Raw genomic sequence first — 17,265 nt, 5'->3', positions numbered from 1 at the left:
TGCTTATATGCCGGCCGGTTGTTTGACGGCGACAATTTCCATTGCCCCCGCCACGCGGTTCAGTAATGGAATGCGGCACAGATAGCGATCAAGCACGATCAGTGGGCGGCTGAAGCGGCTGTAGACGCGGCGCAAGCCCGCCGGCATGCCGGTCAGGTTCTTTGGTATCAGATTGGCGCGGCGCAGGCTGGTCACGCGGAAGCCTTTATCTTCGAGTATCCCGATGATCTCCGCGGCGCTGTAGCGTCGCGGATGCGTGTAGCCCAGTTTAAAACGACGCACCAGCGCCTCCTGCCACGATGCTCGTTGCGGCAGTTGGTAAATCAGCAGTTTGCCTTCCGGGCGCAGCACACGGGCGATCTCGGCCAGCGACTTGAGCTCGTTGCCCACAACGCCGCTGCACTCGTCGACATGCTCCAGTACCCCGCAACTCAGCACCGCATCGAAGACCTGCTCCTGAAACGGCAGCTGCGTCGGGTGCGTCGTGTAGGTGACTTTCAACCCGTCGCATAAAGGGATGGCGGGCAGGCGCGTCTCGTCGGTGCCGATGTCGAATGAGGTCACGTCGAAGCCGCGGCGGCGAAGCAGCCAGGTCATTTGCCCGTAGCCGCAACCCCAATCCAGGATGCGCGCGGCCCGCTGCGGCACTAGGGTCGCCACACTGTCGGCAATCCGCATATAGTTGAGCAGATTGACGGACTGGTCGAGATGGGGGAGATGGAGCTTGGCGCTTCGAATGCTGGCAGCATTGTGCTCCAGGAAGGCTAAGTCGTTGCTTTCGCTTGATGAATTCATTTTATGCATTGTTGCGCATTATATAGCGTTATAGGGTCAGCGCGGGTAGAGCGCACCCAGCACGCGATCGCCCTTGGCGCCCGTCACCGACGGCAGATTGCCCGCCGTGCGCTCGGTGAAGCGGTAGCCCAGCCAGGCGAAGGCCATCGCCTCGACCCGGTTCGGCGCCACGCCCAGCGCCTGCGTCGACGCCAGCGCCACCTGCCGGCCCAGCGCCGCCCCCAGCTCATCCATCAGCACGCCGTTGCAGGCGCCGCCTCCGCACACGTAGACCGCCTGCGCGCCCGCGCCGTGGGTCTGTATCGCCTGCGCCAGCGTCAGCGCCGTCAGCCGCGTCAGCGTGCGCTGCACGTCGGCCGGCGCCGCGCCGGGGAAGGCCGCCAGGTGCCGGTCCAGCCAGTTGATGTGGAACAGGTCGCGGCCCGTGCTCTTGGGCGCCGGCAGCGCGAAGTACGGTTCGGCCAGCATGGCCGCCAGCAGGCCGGGGATGACCTGGCCGCTGGCCGCCCAGGCTCCGTCCTCGTCGAACTCCTTGCCCTGGTGGCGCGCGATCCACGCATCCATCAGTACATTGCCGGGGCCGGTATCGAAACCGGTGACGGCACCGTCTGCCAGCACGCTGATGTTCGAGATGCCGCCGATATTGGCCACCACCCGCGTCTGCCCGGCCTTGCCGAACAGCGCCTGGTGGAAGGCCGGCACCAGCGGCGCGCCCTGGCCGCCGGCGGCGATGTCGCGGCTGCGGAAATCGGCGATGACGTCGATGCCGCACAGCTCGGCCAGCAGGGCGGGGTTGTTGGTCTGGCGCGTGAAGCCCAGTTCGGGGCGGTGGCGTATGGTCTGGCCGTGCACCGCCACCGCGCGGATATCCTGCGCCTGCAGCGAGGCGTCGGCCAGCAGCGCCTGCACGCATTCGGCGTAGTACCGCGCCAGCTGATTGGCGGCCAGCGCCTCGCGTTCGATCTCGTTGTGGCCGGCGGCCTGCAAGGCCATCAGGTCGGCGCGCAGCGCGGGCGGGAAGGGTACGTAGGCGGCCGCCAGCGTGTCGATGGCGTCATCGCTGAAGCGCGCCAGCGCGCCGTCCACGCCGTCCAGGCTGGTGCCGGACATCAAACCGATATACAAAGACATTGCCGCACCCCGAAACTGAAAAGCGTATTTTGCCTGAGTATGCGTGTGCTGTCGCACGGAAGAGGCGGCCCCATCGGTGCATGATGATAAAAAAAACAGGCCGCCGAGGCGACCTGTTTTGATGTGGCTTATTTCGCCGCGACGCGGGTGCCGCCGGAGCCGCCCGGCTGCAGCAGCGCGAAGCGGTGCGACATGTCGGAAGCGTAGGCCTTGAAGCGGGACATCTCGGCGGCGGTCAGCGGCGCCTGGGCTTGCACGTTCATCGTGCTTGGATCCTTGGCTTCGCCGCCAACGCGGAATTCGTAGTGCAAGTGCGCGCCGGTCGACCAGCCGGTGGTGCCGACGTAGCCGATCACGTCACCCTGGCTGACCTTGCTGCCTTTTTTGATGCCAGGCGCGAAGCGGCTCATGTGGGCGTAGGCCGTGGTGTAGTTGGCCCAGTGCTTGATCATGACGAAATTGCCGTAGCCGTTTTGCGTGCCGGCGAAATCGATCACGCCATCGCCCGATGCGCGGATAGGCGTGCCGGTCGGAGCAGGGAAGTCGATGCCTTTGTGGGCTTTCCACTGGCCGGAAATCGGATGCACGCGCATCGCGAAGCCAGAAGAGATACGGGAGAATTCAACCGGGGATTTGAGGAAGGCTTTCTTGAGGGCTTTGCCGTCGAAGCTGTAGTAGCCGCCGCCCTGCTTGCTTTGCGGGTCTTCGAACCAGACCGATTGATACGTCGTGCCCTTGTTGGTGAACTCGCCCGCCAGAATGCGGCCCGCTCGCACAAACTCGCCATCCTGCCAGAAGGTTTCATAGACCACGTTGAAATGGTCGCCGCGCTTCAGGTCGCCGCGGAAGTCGATGCTGGTCGAGAACATCTCGACGATCTGCTTGACGATGGTGTCCGGCAGCTTGGCGCCGTCTTCGCTCGAATCGGTGGCCGCATACAGCGTCGAGCTGATGGTGCGCGCATGCATTTCCACGCGGCGTTCCAGCTTGGCCGCTTCCTCTTCCGCGACAAAACCCTCGCCCTTGCGGGTGATCTTGATGTTCTTGACCGGAATATCTTTGCCGTCCACCACCACCGCGCGCAGCCATTGCAGATTGCCCTCGTCGTCCGTCTGCGCCTGTACGCGCTTGCCGGTCTTGAGCTGCATGACGCCTTTCGCCACTTTGTCTTTTTTGATAAAGTTCTCGGCCGCGTCGTCGTCGACGCCGAGACGGGTCAACAGCGCGGCCAGCGTATCGCCGGCGCGGATTTTTTCTTCGTGGACGAAGTGTTCGGTGGAGGATTGCTGTTCAAGCGCGGAGATCTGGGAGCTGAGGTCCGGCAGTGCTACCGATTCCTGCACCGATTTGACCGGCAGATCGGACGCGTCAGGGGCGAGCGGAGCTACGCCGGCGGCACCAAAAGCACATACTGCAAGAAACAATGCAGACGCGCTGATGATGCGCGCCTTGCGCGTAGAACCTAGCAGACTGAACAAGCGTGAGCTCGTGAATTTATGTATTTGGTTCATGCAATCAGTTAAAATTTGCCGCTTGAACTATTCAGGAACGTTTTATTTCTTCTAATTGTTATTAAAGTTCGTTTTCGTACGGCAAGATTGATGGATCGAGGATTATATCAAACTCCTGAAGCTGCCCCTCTTTTTCTGAAAAATACCGCAAAAAATTTATGACTACCACTTCTTCGACACCGCCAGCCCCCTCTAAAGTACTGCCGTTGACCGACAGCGTCCTGGAGGCGCTCGCGATCACCAAACGCGGTGTCGACGAGCTGCTGATCGAAAGCGAGTTCGCCCAAAAGCTGGCGCGCTCCGAACAAAGCGGCGTGCCGCTGCGTATCAAGCTGGGCCTGGATCCTACCGCACCCGACCTGCACCTTGGCCACACCGTTGTGCTGAACAAGATGCGCCAGCTGCAAGACCTGGGCCACCAGGTGATCTTCCTGATCGGCGACTTCACTTCCATGATCGGCGATCCGTCCGGCCGCAACGCCACCCGTCCGCCGCTGACGCGCGAGCAGGTCGAGCAGAACGCCATGACCTATTTCAAGCAGGCCTCGCTGGTGCTGGACCCGGCCAAGACCGAAATCCGCTACAACTCCGAATGGTGCGACCCGCTGGGCGCGCGCGGCCTGATCAAGCTGGCCTCGCACTACACGGTCGCCCGCATGATGGAGCGCGACGATTTCAGCAAACGCTTCAAGAGTGGGACTCCGATTGCGGTCCATGAGTTCCTTTATCCTTTGATGCAGGGCTACGATTCGGTCGCTTTGAAGGCCGACCTTGAGCTGGGCGGCACCGACCAGAAGTTCAACCTGCTGGTCGGCCGCGAACTGCAGAAGGATTACGACCAGGAACCGCAGTGCATCCTGACCATGCCGCTGCTGGAAGGCCTGGACGGCGTCGACAAGATGTCCAAGTCGAAGAACAACTACATCGGCATCACCGAACCGTCCAACACCATGTTCGCCAAGATCATGAGTATTTCCGACGTGATGATGTGGAAATATTACGAACTGTTGTCGTTCCGCTCGCTGGCCGACCTGGCCGCGCTGAAGGCCACCGTCGACGGCGGGGCCAATCCGCGCGACGCCAAAGTGGCGCTGGCGCAGGAAATCGTTGCCCGTTTCCACTCGCAGGCCGCGGCGGAAGAGGCGCTGAACGACTTCGTCAACCGCTCCAAGGGCGGCATCCCGGACGACGTGGCGGAAATCACGCTGCCGGGCGCGCCGGCCGGCATCCAGCAACTGCTGAAGTCGGCCAACCTGTGCGCCTCGGTGTCCGAAGCCGGCCGCATGATCGACCAGGGCGGCGTGCGCATCGACGGCACGGTGATCAGCGACAAGGCCGTCAAGATCGAGGCCGGCACCTTCGTGCTGCAAGTGGGCAAGCGCAAGTTCGCGCGCGTCACGCTGACGGCATGATCGGGCTGCTGCAACGCGTCAGCAGCGCCAGCGTGGTGGTCGACGGCGCCACCATCGGCGCCATCGACGCCGGCTTGATGGTGCTGGTGTGCGCCGAACGCAACGACACCGAGAAGGAAGCCGATGCGCTGCTGACCAAATTGCTGGGCTACCGCGTCTTCGCGGACGAGGCCGGCAAGATGAACCGCAGCGTCACCGACGTGGAGGGCGGCCTGCTGCTGGTGCCGCAGTTCACGCTGGCGGCCGACACCAAGTCCGGCACGCGGCCATCGTTCACGCCGGCCGCAGCGCCGGCCGACGGCCTGCGCTTGTTCAACTATTTTGTCGAGCGGGCGCGGCTGAAGCATAAAGTGGTGCAAACCGGCCAGTTTGGCGCGGACATGAAGGTTGCGCTGACCAACGACGGTCCGGTGACGTTCTGGCTGCAAACGAACGCCAGGTAAAACCGTGGTCGGGAGACGGGCATGAAACTTTCAAGCGACAGCTTCCGCGACGGCGGCGCGATTCCGGCGCAAAATGCTTTCGCGGCCTTGGATGCCTCCGGACGGCAGGTCGGCCTGGCCGCCAACCGCAATCCCCAGCTGGCCTGGCGCGACGTGCCGGCCGGCACCGAGTCGCTGGTGCTGCTGTGCATAGACGGCGACGCGCCGCAGGATGAGGCCGACGTCAACCGCGTCGGCCGCATGCTGCCGGCCAGCCTGCCGCGCGGCGATTTCTTCCACTGGAGCCTGGTCGACATCCCGCCCGGCCTGCAGGCGATCGCCGAGGGCGCGCTGGCCGACGGCGTGACCGCGCGCGGCAAGCCGGGCCCTGAGGTGCTGCTGGACGGCGTGCCGCTGCGCCAGGGCGTCAACGACTACAGCGTCTGGTTTTCGGCCGACCCGGCGATGGCCGGCGACTATTACGGGTATGATGGCCCCTGTCCGCCGTTTAACGATGAGCGCGTGCACCATTACATTTTCCGCATCTACGCGCTGGACATTCCGCGCCTGACGCTGAAGGCGCGCTTCGGCTGCGCCGACGTGCTCGACGCCATGTACGGCCACATCATCGACGAAGCCCAATTGATAGGCACCTACACCCTGAACCCGGCCCTGGCCGTCAAGCCACGCCGGTCCAGAAAAAAGATTGCATGAAGAACACCACTATTTTGCTGATCCGCCACGGCGAGACTTCCTGGAACGCCGTGCGCCGCCTGCAGGGCCACACTGATATCCCGTTGAATGAAGAGGGCGCCCGCCAGGCCGGCGCGCTGGCGCAGGCGCTGGCCGCCGAGCAGGTCGACGTGCTGGTCTCTAGCGACCTGCAGCGGGCGATGCAAACGGCGCAGGCCGTGGCCGACCAATACGACGGCCTGACCGTGCACACCGACGACCAGCTGCGCGAACGCTGCTACGGCGTGTTCGAAGGCATGCTGTATGCCGAGATCGAACAGCAGTATCCGGCCGAGTACGCACTGTGGCAGGCGCGCGATATCGACGCCGTGATGCCGTCCGGCGTGCGCGAGGCGGAAAGCTTCCGCCAGTTCTACCAGCGCTCGACCGAAGGCATCGCCGCCTGGGCGGAGCGCCATCCCGGCCGCACCATCGCCATCGTCGCCCACGGCGGCGTGCTGGAGTGCGCCTACCGGGAAGCGGTCGGCATGTCGCTCGACAGCCCGCGCGACTTCCAGGTCAAGAACGCCAGCATCAACCGTTTCACCTGGGCCGACGGCAAGTTGGTGCTCACCAGCTGGGGCGAAGTGGACCACCTGAGCCTGGCAGCCATGGACGATATTATCTGACGACCGTGCTTAAAATTTATGCATGGAAATGTTCGTTCATAACGGCAAGGCTGCACATTTGCCGAATTCATAAAAAATAGTGCTTATTATTTGAGCACCCCTTCGGTTAAAATAGAGGGTTCCTTCTTCACGTTCAGGTATCGCCAGTGCAAATCGGCCCTCATTTACTGCGCAACAACGTTTTCGTCGCCCCCATGGCCGGCGTCACCGATCGCCCCTTCCGCCAGCTGTGCAAACAGCTCGGAGCCGGCTATGCGGTGTCGGAAATGGCGGCCTCGAATCCGCGCTTGTGGGCGACCGAAAAAAGCTCGCGCCGTACCGACCACACCGGCGAGATGGAACCGAAAGCGGTGCAGATCGCCGGCGCCGATCCGCAGGATCTGGCCGATTGCGCCCGCTTCAACGTCGAGCGCGGCGCCCAGATCATCGACATCAACATGGGTTGCCCGGTCAAGAAAGTCTGCAACGCGTGGTGCGGTTCGGCCCTGTTGCAGGACGAGGTGCTGGTCAAGCAGATCCTCGATGCCGTGGTGGGGGCGGTCGACGTGCCCGTCACGCTCAAGTTCCGCACCGGCTGGAACCGCGCCCATAAAAACGCGCTGAACATCGCGCGCATCGCCGAGGACGCCGGCATCGCCATGCTGACGCTGCACGGCCGCACCCGCGCCGACGGCTACACCGGCGACGCCGAATACGACACCATCGCAGCGGTCAAGCGCTCGGTTGCCATCCCTGTGGTGGCCAACGGCGACATCACCTCGCCCGAAAAGGCGAAGTTCGTGCTCGACTACACCGGCGCCGACGCTGTCATGGTGGGCCGCGCCGCCCAGGGCCGTCCGTGGATTTTCCGCGAGATCGACCATTACCTGCGCACCGGCACCCATCTGCCGGCGCCGTATGTGGACGAAGTGCGCGCCCTGATGGATGAACACCTGCGCGCCCACTATGCTTTCTACGGCGATTATCTGGGCGTGCGTACCGCGCGCAAGCACATCGGCTGGTATGTGCGCGACCTGCAAGGCGGCGAGGAATTCCGCCAGAGAATGAACCTGCTGGAGTCCACCGAGGAACAACTGATTGCCGTCGATCAATTCTTCGAATCCCAGTGGAGTTACGGCGAGCGGTTACAATACCGCCTCCCCGAAGAATTGGAAGCGGCGTAAGACGGCGTAGAGAGCCTAAAAAAGTCGGATCAGAAGGGTAAGCGCCCGGGCCACAAGCCCTTGGAGCGATTTGCCAGCGTCAACAGATTAAAACAGCGAACGATATAAAATGAGCAAAGAAAGTATCCAGGAAGTAGTCCAGAAGAGCCTTGAAGATTACTTCAACGACCTGGGCGAGCAGCAGGCATCGAACATCTACGACATGGTCGTGCTGACCGTGGAAAAACCGATCCTGGAAGTGGTCATGACGCGCGCCGACGGCAACCAGTCGCATGCCGCGCAGATGCTGGGCATCAACCGCAATACCTTGCGCAAAAAACTGCAAGAACACGGCCTGCTGTAACAGCGCGCGTTTTTCCGGCATGAGTGGCTGGGGACGGCCGCTGATGCCGCACCCGCAATACCGAATACGTTTTACCTCATATTCAACCACTAGCCCTCTCAAGCCATGATTAAACAAGCTCTCATCTCCGTCTCCGACAAAACCGGTGTGCTGGACTTCGCCCGCGCGCTGTCCGCCATGGGCGTCAACATCCTGTCGACCGGCGGCACCGCCAAACTGCTGGCCGACAACGGCGTCGCCGTGACCGAAGTGGCCGACTACACCGGCTTCCCGGAGATGCTCGATGGCCGCGTCAAGACGCTGCACCCGAAAGTCCACGGCGGCATCCTGGCCCGCCGCGATTTCCCGGAGCACATGGCCAAGCTGGCAGAGCACGACATCCCGACCATCGACATGGTGGTGGTCAACCTGTACCCGTTCCAGGCCACCGTGGCCAAGGATACCTGCACGCTGGAAGACGCGATCGAGAACATCGACATCGGCGGCCCGGCCATGCTGCGTTCGTCCGCCAAGAACCACAAGGACGTGGTCGTCATCTGCGATCCGGCCGACTACGGCGTGGTGCTGGCTGAAATGAAGGCTTCCGACAACGCCCCGGGCTACGTCAGCTACGACACCCGCTTCACGCTGGCCACCAAGGTCTACGCGCACACCGCGCAGTACGACGGCGCCATCGCCAACTACCTGACCAGCCTGGACGCGACCCGCGCCCACGCCAGCCGCAACACCTATCCGAAGACGCTGAACGTGGCGTTTGAAAAAGTGCAGGACATGCGCTACGGCGAAAACCCGCACCAGTCGGCCGCGTTCTACCGCGACGTCACCTCGACCGAAGGCGCGCTGGCCAACTACCGCCAGCTGCAAGGCAAGGAACTGTCGTTCAACAACATCGCCGATGCGGACGCCGCATGGGAATGCGTGAAGAGCATGGGCAGCTTCGACCAGAGCGCCGCCTGCGTGATCGTCAAGCACGCCAATCCGTGCGGCGTGGCGCTGGGCGCCAACGCGGCCGACGCCTACAAGCGCGCGCTGCAGACCGATCCGACCTCGGCCTTCGGCGGCATCATCGCCTTCAACGTGGAAGTGGACGCCGCTGCCGCGACCGAACTGGCCAAGCTGTTCGTCGAAGTGCTGATCGCGCCGACCTTCACCGCTGAAGCCAAGCAGATCCTGTCGGCCAAGCAGAACGTACGCCTGCTGGAAATCCCGCTGGGTAACGGCGTCAACGCCATGGACTTCAAGCGTGTCGGCGGCGGCCTGCTGGTGCAGTCGGCCGATTCGAAGAACGTGCTGATCGCCGACCTGAAAGTGGTCAGCAAGCTGCAGCCTACGCCGCAGCAACTGCAGGACATGATGTTCGCCTGGCGCGTGGCCAAGTACGTCAAGTCCAACGCCATCGTCTTCTGCGGTAACAACATGACCTTGGGCGTGGGCGCAGGCCAGATGAGCCGTATCGACTCGGCCCGCATCGCTTCGATCAAAGCGCAGAACGCCGGCCTGTCGCTGACCGGTTCGGTCGTGGCGTCGGACGCCTTCTTCCCGTTCCGCGACGGCCTGGACGTGGTGGTCGATGCGGGCGCGACCTGCGTGATCCATCCGGGCGGCTCGATGCGCGACCAGGAAGTGATCGACGCGGCCGATGAGCGCGGCGTCGTCATGCTGTACACCGGCACCCGTCACTTCCGCCATTAAAATCTGAGTAGCTTGCACAGTGCGGCGGATCTATGGATCCGCCGCACTGTTTTTATATACAGCATTCAATGTTCCCGGTTACAATCCGGGAATGATTATTCTCGGCATCGACCCCGGCTTGCGCACGACCGGCTTTGGCGTCATCCACAAGCAGGGCGCCAAGCTGCGCTACATCGCTTCCGGCACTATCAAGAGTGGCGAGGGCAGCCTGCCGGTGCGGCTGAAGGTGATCCTGGACGGCGTGGCCGAGGTGGCCCGCACCTACCAACCCGACTACGCCGCCATCGAGCAGGTGTTCGTCAACGTCAATCCACAATCGACTTTGCTGCTGGGCCAGGCGCGCGGCGCGGCCATCTGCGCGCTGGTGTCGGCCGAGCTGAGCGTGGCCGAGTATTCGCCCACGCAGGTCAAGCAGGCGGTGGTGGGCACGGGGCGCGCGGTCAAGGCGCAGGTGCAGGACATGGTGGCGCGGCTGCTGTCGCTGCCCGGCCTGCCCGGCACCGATGCCGCCGATGCGCTCGGCGTCGCCATCTGCCACGCCCACAGCCGCGAAACGCTGACGCTGATCGCCGGCGCCGGCCAGGGCACGACTACCGCCGCGCGCGGCCCGCTGGCCGGCCTGCGCATGAAAAACGGCCGCCTGGTCGGCTAAACCTCCCTCTTTAAAGGCAATCACACGATGATCGGTCGTCTCTCCGGTATTCTGCTTGAAAAAAATCCGCCGCAACTGCTGGTTGACTGCGGCGGCGTCGGCTACGAAGTCGATGTATCGATGAGCACTTTCTACAACCTGCCCGGCGTGGGCGAGAAAGTGGTGCTGTTCACGCACCAGGCGATCCGCGAGGACGCGCATCTGTTGTTCGGCTTCGGCAATGCCGAGGAGCGGGCGGTGTTCCGCCAGCTGATCAAGATCACCGGCGTCGGCGCGCGCACCGCGCTGTCGATTTTGTCGGGCATGTCGATCGCCGACCTGGCGCAGGCGGTGACGTTGCAGGAATCGGGCCGCCTGGTCAAGGTGCCTGGCATAGGCAAGAAGACGGCCGAGCGTTTGCTGCTGGAACTGAAGGGCAAGCTGGGCGCGGAGCTCGGCGCCGGCGGCGCGCACGCCGTGCCGGACTCGCAATCCGATATCCTGAACGCGCTGCTGGCGCTGGGCTATTCCGACAAGGAAGCCTTGCTGGCACTGAAGACCGTTCCCGCCGGCAGCGGCGTGTCGGACGGCATCAAGCAGGCACTGAAGGCGCTGTCCAAAGGCTGATACTCCTCAATCGAATCGCAGGCAGCCCCGCCTATGCTCGACCATCGAGCCAAGCGGAGCCGCCGATCATGGAGCAAGCGATACGCTTTCCCTGGAACCATTTCCCTGCGGTTTTTATTCACGCATCGGAGAGTTTCGTTAAGACGCACCCGGCCTATTCCGCCGCCAAGGCCGGCGACGGCCTTGCTGCGATGGAGCTCGCCAGCGCTGCAATTTCTCCCAAGATTTTGGAACGGCTCTGGAAACGATTTAACGACCAAGCTCCGATATTGGTCAGTGCGCACGCCGAGGAGGCGTCTGGTGTCAATGCCATACCTGATGCGATGACGTGGGTAATTTCGGCCTTTCTCAAATGGCCGCGAGAGCCCCGGATAATCCAAACCAACAAAGTCAGCCACACTGGTGCCAGTGGTTATGAGCGGTTGCAACGGCAGGCGGTTTTCGGTGGATCGATTGTAATTGGCCTAAACTATCTGCTGGTAGACGATTTTATTGGCCAAGGTGGAACGCTTGCCAATTTGCGGGGTCATATACTGGCGCAAAAAGGGTGCGTTATCGGCGCAACAGTTTTAACCGGCAAGGACTATTCAGCGGAGTTGGCTCTCGCAGAGGAAAAACTATCTGAACTACGGAGGCAGCATGGACACATCGAATATTGGTGGCGACAGCGGTTCGGCTTCGGATTCGAATCCCTCACCGCGTCAGAAGCCCGATATCTTAGCCGAACTCGCTCGACTGAAAGAATCATTGAGGGCTTGGAAGCAGTTGATCGCTGAAGGCAAGGTAGAATCACTGGTGGTGAAAATCGATTCTCCGCCCGAATTGGCGGGCGTTGCCGCACGCATGCTGTCTGAGCAAGAGCAGCAGCAATTGCGAGCGACCAAAATGGAACTGAACAATTACCAGCAACGCATCGTACCAACCCAGAGACTTGATTAAATAGGCAACCAGCAACTGCATGAGCATCCAGACCGACAGCTTCACCGAACAGCGCATCATCGACGCGGCGCCATCGTCGCCGAATGAAGAGGCGATCGAGCGCGCTTTGCGCCCCAAGCATCTCGATGAATACGTCGGCCAGTCCAAGATTCGCGACCAGCTGGAAATCTTCATCGCCGCCGCCCGCAACCGCAAGGAAGCGCTCGACCACACGCTGCTGTTCGGCCCGCCCGGCCTGGGCAAGACCACGCTGGCCAACATCATCGCCCGCGAGATGGGCGTCAACCTGCGCCAGACTTCCGGCCCGGTGCTGGAACGCCCCGGCGACCTGGCCGCCATCCTGACCAACCTGGAAGCCAACGACGTCCTGTTCATCGACGAGATCCACCGCCTGTCGCCGGTGGTCGAGGAGATCCTGTACCCGGCGCTGGAAGACTACCAGATCGACATCATGATCGGCGAAGGCCCGGCCGCCCGTTCCGTCAAGCTGGACCTGCAACCGTTCACGCTGGTCGGCGCCACCACCCGCGCCGGCATGCTGACCAATCCGCTGCGCGACCGCTTCGGCATCGTCGCCCGCCTGGAGTTCTACAACACCGAGGAACTGACCAAGATCGTTACCCGCAGCGCCGCGCTGCTGAAGGCCAATATTGCCCCTGACGGCGCGGTCGAGATCGCCCGCCGCGCACGCGGCACGCCGCGTATCGCCAACCGCCTGCTGCGCCGCGTGCGCGACTACGCCGAAGTCAAAGGCAACGGCGACATCACCAAAACCGTGGCCGACGCCGCGCTGGTCATGCTCGACGTCGACACCGTCGGCTTCGACGTCATGGACCGCAAGCTGCTCGAAGCGGTGCTGTACAAGTTCGGCGGCGGCCCGGTCGGCATCGGCAATCTGGCGGCGGCCATCGGCGAAGCGGCCGACACCATCGAAGACGTGCTGGAACCCTACCTTATCCAGCAAGGCTTCCTGCAACGCACGCCGCGCGGCCGCGTCGCCACGCCGGCCGCCTACAAGCACTTCGGCGTGACGCCGCCGCGCACCAATCCCAACGGTGAACTGTGGGATCTGTGATGCAGATCTGGGTCGACGCCGACGCCTGCCCGGCGGTCATCAAGGAAATCCTCTATCGCGTGGCCGACCGCGTGCCGCTGCAGGTCACGCTGGTGGCCAACCAGCTGCTGCGGGTGCCGCCGTCGCGCCACATCCGCTCGGTGCAAGTGCCGTCCGGCGCCGATGTCGCCGACCAGGAAATCGTGCGTCTGCTGGCGCCGGGCGACCTGGTCGTCACCGGCGACATCCCGCTGGCCTCGGATGTGCTGAAAAAGGGTGGCTACGCGCTCAACCCGCGCGGCGAGTTCTACACCAACGACAACATCGCGCAGATGCTGACCATGCGCGCCTTCATGGACGAGCTGCGCGGCAGCGGCGTCGATACCGGCGGCCCCGCCGCCTTCAGCCAGGGCGACCGGCAGAACTTCGCCAACAGCCTGGACCGGCACATCAGCAAGATCCAGCGCGAGTCCGCCGGCCGTGGATGAACTGCGCGCCATCTCGACCTTTGTCAAAGCCGCCGAACTGGGCAGCTTCAACAAGGTCGCCGAAGCGCAGGGCACCACGCCGCAGGCCGTCAGCAAGACCATCCGCCAGTTCGAACAGCACCTCGGCGTGCGCCTGTTCCACCGCACCACCCGCAACAGCTCGCTGACCGAGGAAGGCCAGCGCCTGCTGGAGTCGGTCAAGCCCAGCCTGGACGGTGTGGTCGGCGCGCTCAACCGCGCCCGCAGCGCGGCGCGCGAGGACGAGGGCATGATACGCATCGCCACCTCGGGCTCGATGGCGCGCAAGATGCTGGCGCCGTTGCTGGCCGAGTTTCAACAACGTTATCCGCTGATCCAGTTCGACCTGCTGCAGGAAGACGGCTTCGCCGACCTGGTGGGCGACCGCATCGATGTCGGCTTCCGGGGCGGCAATGCGCCGGACGCGCAGGTGGTCAGCCGCCGCCTGTTCCCGGTGCAGCAGATCGTCTGCGCCACGCCCGAGTATTTGCAGCGCCACGGCGTGCCGCGCACGCTGGACGATTTGCAGGCGCATCGCTGCACCGGCTACCGCCAGCCGGGCAGCGGCCGCGCGATGGCGTGGGAATTCGAGGTCGATGGCGGCGTCGTGTTCCACCACGTGCAGACCGTCCTGTTGAGCAATGACCCCGACACGGAAATGCATATGGTGCTGGCCGGCATGGGCGTCGGCCAGATCGACAGCATCAACGGCGCCGCCGCCATCCGCGACGGACGCCTGACGCCGCTGCTGGTCGAGCATGTCAGCGAGCGCATGGGCTTGTATCTGTACTTCGCCCAGCGCGCCGACATGCCGGGCCGCGTGCGGCGTTTCATCGACTTCGCGGTGGAGCGGCTGCGCGACAGCGGGCAGTTTTACCTGTCCGCCGCCGAGCTGTATAAGCACACTTTATAAACTTTAAGTTGTTACTCTAACGGAGTTTTCCGACTACTCCGGTTGGGGTGGCGCGCCTATAGTTCACCTGTCGCCGGCGCTTCCGGCGCTTAACCAACAGGAGAACTACCATGACTCAATTATCGAACCGTGTTGCCGTCATCACCGGCGCCTCCAGCGGCATCGGCCGCGCCACCGCCAAGCTGCTGGCCGAGCGCGGCGCCAAGGTCGCCGTGCTGGCGCGCCGTGGCGACATGCTGGAACAACTGGTCGCCGAGATCCGCGCGGCCGGCGGCACCGCGATGGCGCTGACGGTCGACGTCACCGACCAGGCATCGATCGACAATGCCGCGGCGACCATCGAACAAAACTGGGGGCCGGCCAATCTGGTTTTCAACAACGCCGGCGTGATGCTGCCGGCTTCGATTGAAGCGCGCGAGACCGCGCCCTGGGAACAGCAGATCGACCTCAACGTCACCGGCGCGACCCGCGTGATCTCGGCCTTCGTGCCGCAACTGCTGAAGTCGGCGGAGGCGGGCGCCACGGTCGACCTGATCAACACCTCGTCGATTGCCGCGCAAAACATCTATCCGTACTTCGCCGTGTACAGCGCCACCAAGGCCTACGTCAGCCACATGACGCGCCACCTGCGGGCGGAGTTGGGACCGAAGAACGTGCGCGTCTCGGTGATCGAGCCGGGCTGCACCGACACGGAACTGCAAGGCCACTTCCAGTTCCCCGGCGCGATCGCGTGGCTGGAGGGCGCCAGGCAAACCATCACCTTCCTGAAGCCGGAAGATGTGGCCGAAGTGGTCGGTTTCCTGGCCACGCAGCCCAAACATGTGAACTTGCAGCAGGTCGTTGTGATGCCGACCAACCAGGCGTCTTGATTATTTTTGGATGCGCAGGGTAGGCACGAAGCGGGTCAGGTAGATGGTCACGCCAACACCGATGGCCATCAGCATGATCTGCAACGGCAGCTTACCCACGCGCCATATCGAATAGCCCAGCGACGACCACATGAAGATCAGCACCCAAACCTTGCCGCGCAAGGGGATGCCTCGGCCGTTCTCGTAGTCGCGCAGGTATTTGCCGAAGACGCGGTTGGTTTGCAGCCAGTGGTGCATGCGCGTCGAGCCGCGCGCGAAGCAGGCCGACGCCAGCAGGATGAACGGCGTGGTCGGCAGCAGCGGCAGGAAGATGCCGAGGACGCCCAGCACTACGGCCAGGCAGCCTATCAGGTTCAGGAATATTTTCATCAAGCGCATCGTACCACTGGGGCGGGCTTAGTCGGACTAGCGCCCCTGGCCTTACAGTGGATACAAAAAATATAAAAATGAAATCATTGTAAGGACGATGCGATGTCATGTGACCAAGATGCGCTGCGCAGCTTGCGTGGCATTTCGTTCACATTCCAAAGGAAGACATCAGATGAAACCTTACCCTCTCGCCAAGGCCGTACTGGCCGCTTGCATCAGCCTGTCCGCCTGCGCCGCCCAAGCGGCAGACGTTACGTTCACGTTCACCAACACCGGGCCGGCCGGCGGCGTCGGCGTCGCGCCTTTGTGGCTGGGGCTGCATGATGGCGGCTTCGACAGCTTCAACGTCGGCGCTGCCGCCTCGGTGGCGATAGAGCGCGCTGCCGAGGACGGCAATGCCAACGTGCTGACCTCCAACTTCGCCAGCCAGGTCGCGGGCGGCTTGCAGACCAGGCTGCCGAACGGGCCGCGCTTCCCCGGCGACAGCAGCAGCTTCACGCTGCACAACGTCGATTTGAGCGGCGCCAACCGCTACCTGAGCTACGCCGCGATGGTCGTGCTCAGCAACGATTTCTTTATCGGGAATGATGATGCCAAGGCGATCGATTTGTCGTCGCTGGCGGGTGGCGGCAAGCTGTCGCTGGCGCTGGGCGGCGCCGGCCATGTGTATGACGCCGGTACCGAGCAGAACAACTTCGCCTACTCGCTGGCCAACGGCGCCTACGGCATCGGCGGCGGCCAGAGCGGGCCGAATCAGGGGATAGACGAGCATGGCGTGGTGCACGTCGTCACCGGCAATCCCTATGCGGACTTTGTCGACGGCGGCAACTACGTGCCCGCCAATTTCGACTGGACCGCGCTGAACTTCAACAGCCAGCAGTCTTTCGGCCGCCTCGATATCTCGGTGACGGCCGTGCCTGAGCCGGAAACCTATGCGATGCTGTTCGCCGGCCTCGGTTTGCTGGGTGTGGTGGCGCGTCGCCGCAAGAACGTCGACGCCTAAAGCAGGGCAGCGCCGGGAAGGTTGTGCGGCTTTATTCCTGGCGCACCCACACTTGCGAACGGCCCAGCATCGGCACGCCGATGTAGCCGCGCATGCTCAGCTTCTTGCCGCCGTCGGTCAGGTGCAGCTTGCACTTGTAGGTCTCGCCATCGTCCGGGTCCAGGATCTGGCCGCCGTTGTATTCGTCGCCGTCCTTCTTCAGGTTGGTCATGATGACCATGCCGATCACCGGCTTGCCCTTGCGGGCATCCTTGCACTTCTCGCAGCTCGGATTCTGGTCTTCATTCGGCTCGCGGAACAGTTTTTCGATCTGGCCTTGCAGCACGCCGTTGGTTTCGGTCACGCGGATCAGCGCTTTCGGCTTGCCGGTCTTGTCGTCGATGTTTTTCCACAGGCCGATCGGCGAAGCATCGTCGGCGAAGGCTGGGGCAATGGACATGAAGGCCGCGATGGCCAGGCCGAGGAATTTCAAAGTACGCATGTGAGTCTCCAGGTTATTTTTTGTCCAACGAGTTTAGCAAATA

The 17,265-nt window shown here is 63.1% G+C and carries 21 protein-coding genes; 16 read left to right on the top strand and 5 right to left on the bottom strand.

Features of this window, described 5'->3' with window-relative positions:
* Window positions 1-3: 3 nt before the first annotated feature.
* From GEV02_RS23340 to GEV02_RS23330, 3 genes are all read right to left on the bottom strand, one after another.
* Window positions 4-804 (bottom strand): class I SAM-dependent methyltransferase, encoded by an 801-nt coding sequence (locus GEV02_RS23340; protein ID WP_152840372.1) that lies wholly within the window; start codon window positions 802-804, stop codon window positions 4-6.
* A gap of 27 nt (window positions 805-831) precedes the next feature.
* Entirely contained in the window at window positions 832-1,926 is a 1,095-nt protein-coding gene (locus GEV02_RS23335; protein ID WP_152840370.1) for an anhydro-N-acetylmuramic acid kinase, read from the bottom strand.
* A 128-nt stretch (window positions 1,927-2,054) separates the two neighbouring features.
* Window positions 2,055-3,437: a M23 family metallopeptidase gene (locus tag GEV02_RS23330; protein WP_152840368.1), complete on the bottom strand. Its 1,383-nt coding sequence runs from the start codon at window positions 3,435-3,437 to the stop codon at window positions 2,055-2,057.
* 158 nt (window positions 3,438-3,595) lie between these two features.
* On the opposite strand from GEV02_RS23330, the gene tyrS reads away from it, so the two are divergent.
* The 15 genes from tyrS (at window position 3,596) to GEV02_RS23260 (ending at window position 15,369) form a co-directional block, all read left to right on the top strand.
* The gene (gene tyrS, locus GEV02_RS23325; RefSeq protein WP_152840365.1) at window positions 3,596-4,849 is read left to right on the top strand and encodes a tyrosine--tRNA ligase; all 1,254 of its coding nucleotides are present in this window, start codon (window positions 3,596-3,598) and stop codon (window positions 4,847-4,849) included.
* Window positions 4,846-5,292: a D-aminoacyl-tRNA deacylase gene (gene dtd, locus GEV02_RS23320; protein WP_152840363.1), complete on the top strand. Its 447-nt coding sequence runs from the start codon at window positions 4,846-4,848 to the stop codon at window positions 5,290-5,292. The genes tyrS and dtd overlap by 4 nt, the downstream gene beginning before the upstream one ends.
* Before the next feature lie 21 nt (window positions 5,293-5,313).
* Window positions 5,314-5,985: a YbhB/YbcL family Raf kinase inhibitor-like protein gene (locus tag GEV02_RS23315; RefSeq protein WP_152840362.1), complete on the top strand. Its 672-nt coding sequence runs from the start codon at window positions 5,314-5,316 to the stop codon at window positions 5,983-5,985.
* Window positions 5,982-6,632 (top strand): histidine phosphatase family protein, encoded by a 651-nt coding sequence (locus GEV02_RS23310; RefSeq protein ID WP_152840360.1) that lies wholly within the window; start codon window positions 5,982-5,984, stop codon window positions 6,630-6,632. Before GEV02_RS23315 ends, GEV02_RS23310 begins: the two co-directional genes overlap by 4 nt.
* Window positions 6,633-6,778: 146 nt before the next feature.
* Complete coding sequence (gene dusB, locus GEV02_RS23305; protein WP_328595898.1) at window positions 6,779-7,795, top strand: tRNA dihydrouridine synthase DusB; 1,017 nt, start codon at window positions 6,779-6,781, stop codon at window positions 7,793-7,795.
* Between the two features lie 109 nt (window positions 7,796-7,904).
* A complete protein-coding gene (locus GEV02_RS23300; protein WP_008445162.1) occupies window positions 7,905-8,138 on the top strand; it encodes a helix-turn-helix domain-containing protein in 234 nt (77 codons plus the stop codon).
* Between the two features lie 105 nt (window positions 8,139-8,243).
* Window positions 8,244-9,830, top strand: a complete 1,587-nt coding sequence (purH, locus tag GEV02_RS23295) for a bifunctional phosphoribosylaminoimidazolecarboxamide formyltransferase/IMP cyclohydrolase (RefSeq protein ID WP_152840358.1) — start codon at window positions 8,244-8,246, stop codon at window positions 9,828-9,830.
* A 91-nt stretch (window positions 9,831-9,921) separates the two neighbouring features.
* Window positions 9,922-10,482 carry a crossover junction endodeoxyribonuclease RuvC gene (gene ruvC / locus GEV02_RS23290; RefSeq protein WP_152840357.1) on the top strand — a complete coding sequence of 187 codons (561 nt, stop codon included), beginning with the start codon at window positions 9,922-9,924 and terminating at the stop codon, window positions 10,480-10,482.
* A gap of 27 nt (window positions 10,483-10,509) precedes the next feature.
* Window positions 10,510-11,088 (top strand): Holliday junction branch migration protein RuvA, encoded by a 579-nt coding sequence (gene ruvA, locus GEV02_RS23285; RefSeq protein ID WP_152840355.1) that lies wholly within the window; start codon window positions 10,510-10,512, stop codon window positions 11,086-11,088.
* 68 nt (window positions 11,089-11,156) lie between these two features.
* The gene (locus tag GEV02_RS23280) at window positions 11,157-11,864 is read left to right on the top strand and encodes a phosphoribosyltransferase (RefSeq protein WP_152840352.1); all 708 of its coding nucleotides are present in this window, start codon (window positions 11,157-11,159) and stop codon (window positions 11,862-11,864) included.
* Entirely contained in the window at window positions 11,854-12,027 is a 174-nt protein-coding gene (locus GEV02_RS33020; protein ID WP_174999312.1) for a hypothetical protein, read from the top strand. Before GEV02_RS23280 ends, GEV02_RS33020 begins: the two co-directional genes overlap by 11 nt.
* 19 nt (window positions 12,028-12,046) lie before the next feature.
* Window positions 12,047-13,102 (top strand): Holliday junction branch migration DNA helicase RuvB, encoded by a 1,056-nt coding sequence (gene ruvB, locus GEV02_RS23275; RefSeq protein ID WP_008445167.1) that lies wholly within the window; start codon window positions 12,047-12,049, stop codon window positions 13,100-13,102.
* Window positions 13,102-13,569, top strand: a complete 468-nt coding sequence (locus GEV02_RS23270; protein ID WP_152840350.1) for a YaiI/YqxD family protein — start codon at window positions 13,102-13,104, stop codon at window positions 13,567-13,569. The genes ruvB and GEV02_RS23270 overlap by 1 nt, the downstream gene beginning before the upstream one ends.
* Window positions 13,562-14,500, top strand: a complete 939-nt coding sequence (locus GEV02_RS23265; RefSeq protein ID WP_328595897.1) for a LysR family transcriptional regulator — start codon at window positions 13,562-13,564, stop codon at window positions 14,498-14,500. Before GEV02_RS23270 ends, GEV02_RS23265 begins: the two co-directional genes overlap by 8 nt.
* 110 nt (window positions 14,501-14,610) lie before the next feature.
* A complete protein-coding gene (locus tag GEV02_RS23260) occupies window positions 14,611-15,369 on the top strand; it encodes an SDR family oxidoreductase (protein WP_152840348.1) in 759 nt (252 codons plus the stop codon).
* On the opposite strand, the gene GEV02_RS23255 is transcribed toward GEV02_RS23260, so the two are convergent.
* Complete coding sequence (locus GEV02_RS23255) at window positions 15,370-15,738, bottom strand: YbaN family protein (RefSeq protein ID WP_152840346.1); 369 nt, start codon at window positions 15,736-15,738, stop codon at window positions 15,370-15,372.
* A 172-nt stretch (window positions 15,739-15,910) separates the two neighbouring features.
* Here GEV02_RS23255 and GEV02_RS23250 point away from each other — a divergent pair, with 172 nt between their 5' ends.
* Window positions 15,911-16,741, top strand: coding sequence for an FxDxF family PEP-CTERM protein (locus GEV02_RS23250; RefSeq protein ID WP_152840344.1), 831 nt, complete (start codon window positions 15,911-15,913; stop codon window positions 16,739-16,741).
* A gap of 31 nt (window positions 16,742-16,772) precedes the next feature.
* Here GEV02_RS23250 and GEV02_RS23245 read toward each other — a convergent pair whose 3' ends face one another.
* On the bottom strand, window positions 16,773-17,222 hold the full coding sequence (locus GEV02_RS23245) for a DUF2147 domain-containing protein (RefSeq protein ID WP_235922899.1): 450 nt from the start codon (window positions 17,220-17,222) through the stop codon (window positions 16,773-16,775).
* Window positions 17,223-17,265: the final 43 nt, after the last annotated feature.

Source organism: Rugamonas aquatica (assembly GCF_009380215.1).
Taxonomy (GTDB): Bacteria; Pseudomonadota; Gammaproteobacteria; order Burkholderiales; family Burkholderiaceae_D; genus Rugamonas; species Rugamonas aquatica_B.
The sequence above is the reverse complement of the archived record's forward strand: the minus strand, read 5'-3'. Positions and strand labels throughout refer to the sequence as shown.

Excerpts from the sequence above, each read along its gene's own strand:
- GEV02_RS23340 (WP_152840372.1), bottom strand. The coding sequence starts at position 804 with ATGCATAAAATGAATTCATCAAGCGAAAGCAACGACTTAGCCTTCCTG.
- GEV02_RS23335 (WP_152840370.1), bottom strand. The coding sequence starts at position 1,926 with ATGTCTTTGTATATCGGTTTGATGTCCGGCACCAGCCTGGACGGCGTG.
- GEV02_RS23330 (WP_152840368.1), bottom strand. The coding sequence starts at position 3,437 with ATGAACCAAATACATAAATTCACGAGCTCACGCTTGTTCAGTCTGCTA.
- tyrS (WP_152840365.1), top strand. The coding sequence starts at position 3,596 with ATGACTACCACTTCTTCGACACCGCCAGCCCCCTCTAAAGTACTGCCG.
- dtd (WP_152840363.1), top strand. The coding sequence starts at position 4,846 with ATGATCGGGCTGCTGCAACGCGTCAGCAGCGCCAGCGTGGTGGTCGAC.
- GEV02_RS23315 (WP_152840362.1), top strand. The coding sequence starts at position 5,314 with ATGAAACTTTCAAGCGACAGCTTCCGCGACGGCGGCGCGATTCCGGCG.
- GEV02_RS23310 (WP_152840360.1), top strand. The coding sequence starts at position 5,982 with ATGAAGAACACCACTATTTTGCTGATCCGCCACGGCGAGACTTCCTGG.
- GEV02_RS23300 (WP_008445162.1), top strand. The coding sequence starts at position 7,905 with ATGAGCAAAGAAAGTATCCAGGAAGTAGTCCAGAAGAGCCTTGAAGAT.
- purH (WP_152840358.1), top strand. The coding sequence starts at position 8,244 with ATGATTAAACAAGCTCTCATCTCCGTCTCCGACAAAACCGGTGTGCTG.
- ruvC (WP_152840357.1), top strand. The coding sequence starts at position 9,922 with ATGATTATTCTCGGCATCGACCCCGGCTTGCGCACGACCGGCTTTGGC.
- ruvA (WP_152840355.1), top strand. The coding sequence starts at position 10,510 with ATGATCGGTCGTCTCTCCGGTATTCTGCTTGAAAAAAATCCGCCGCAA.
- GEV02_RS23280 (WP_152840352.1), top strand. The coding sequence starts at position 11,157 with ATGGAGCAAGCGATACGCTTTCCCTGGAACCATTTCCCTGCGGTTTTT.
- ruvB (WP_008445167.1), top strand. The coding sequence starts at position 12,047 with ATGAGCATCCAGACCGACAGCTTCACCGAACAGCGCATCATCGACGCG.
- GEV02_RS23270 (WP_152840350.1), top strand. The coding sequence starts at position 13,102 with ATGCAGATCTGGGTCGACGCCGACGCCTGCCCGGCGGTCATCAAGGAA.
- GEV02_RS23260 (WP_152840348.1), top strand. The coding sequence starts at position 14,611 with ATGACTCAATTATCGAACCGTGTTGCCGTCATCACCGGCGCCTCCAGC.
- GEV02_RS23255 (WP_152840346.1), bottom strand. The coding sequence starts at position 15,738 with ATGAAAATATTCCTGAACCTGATAGGCTGCCTGGCCGTAGTGCTGGGC.
- GEV02_RS23250 (WP_152840344.1), top strand. The coding sequence starts at position 15,911 with ATGAAACCTTACCCTCTCGCCAAGGCCGTACTGGCCGCTTGCATCAGC.
- GEV02_RS23245 (WP_235922899.1), bottom strand. The coding sequence starts at position 17,222 with ATGCGTACTTTGAAATTCCTCGGCCTGGCCATCGCGGCCTTCATGTCC.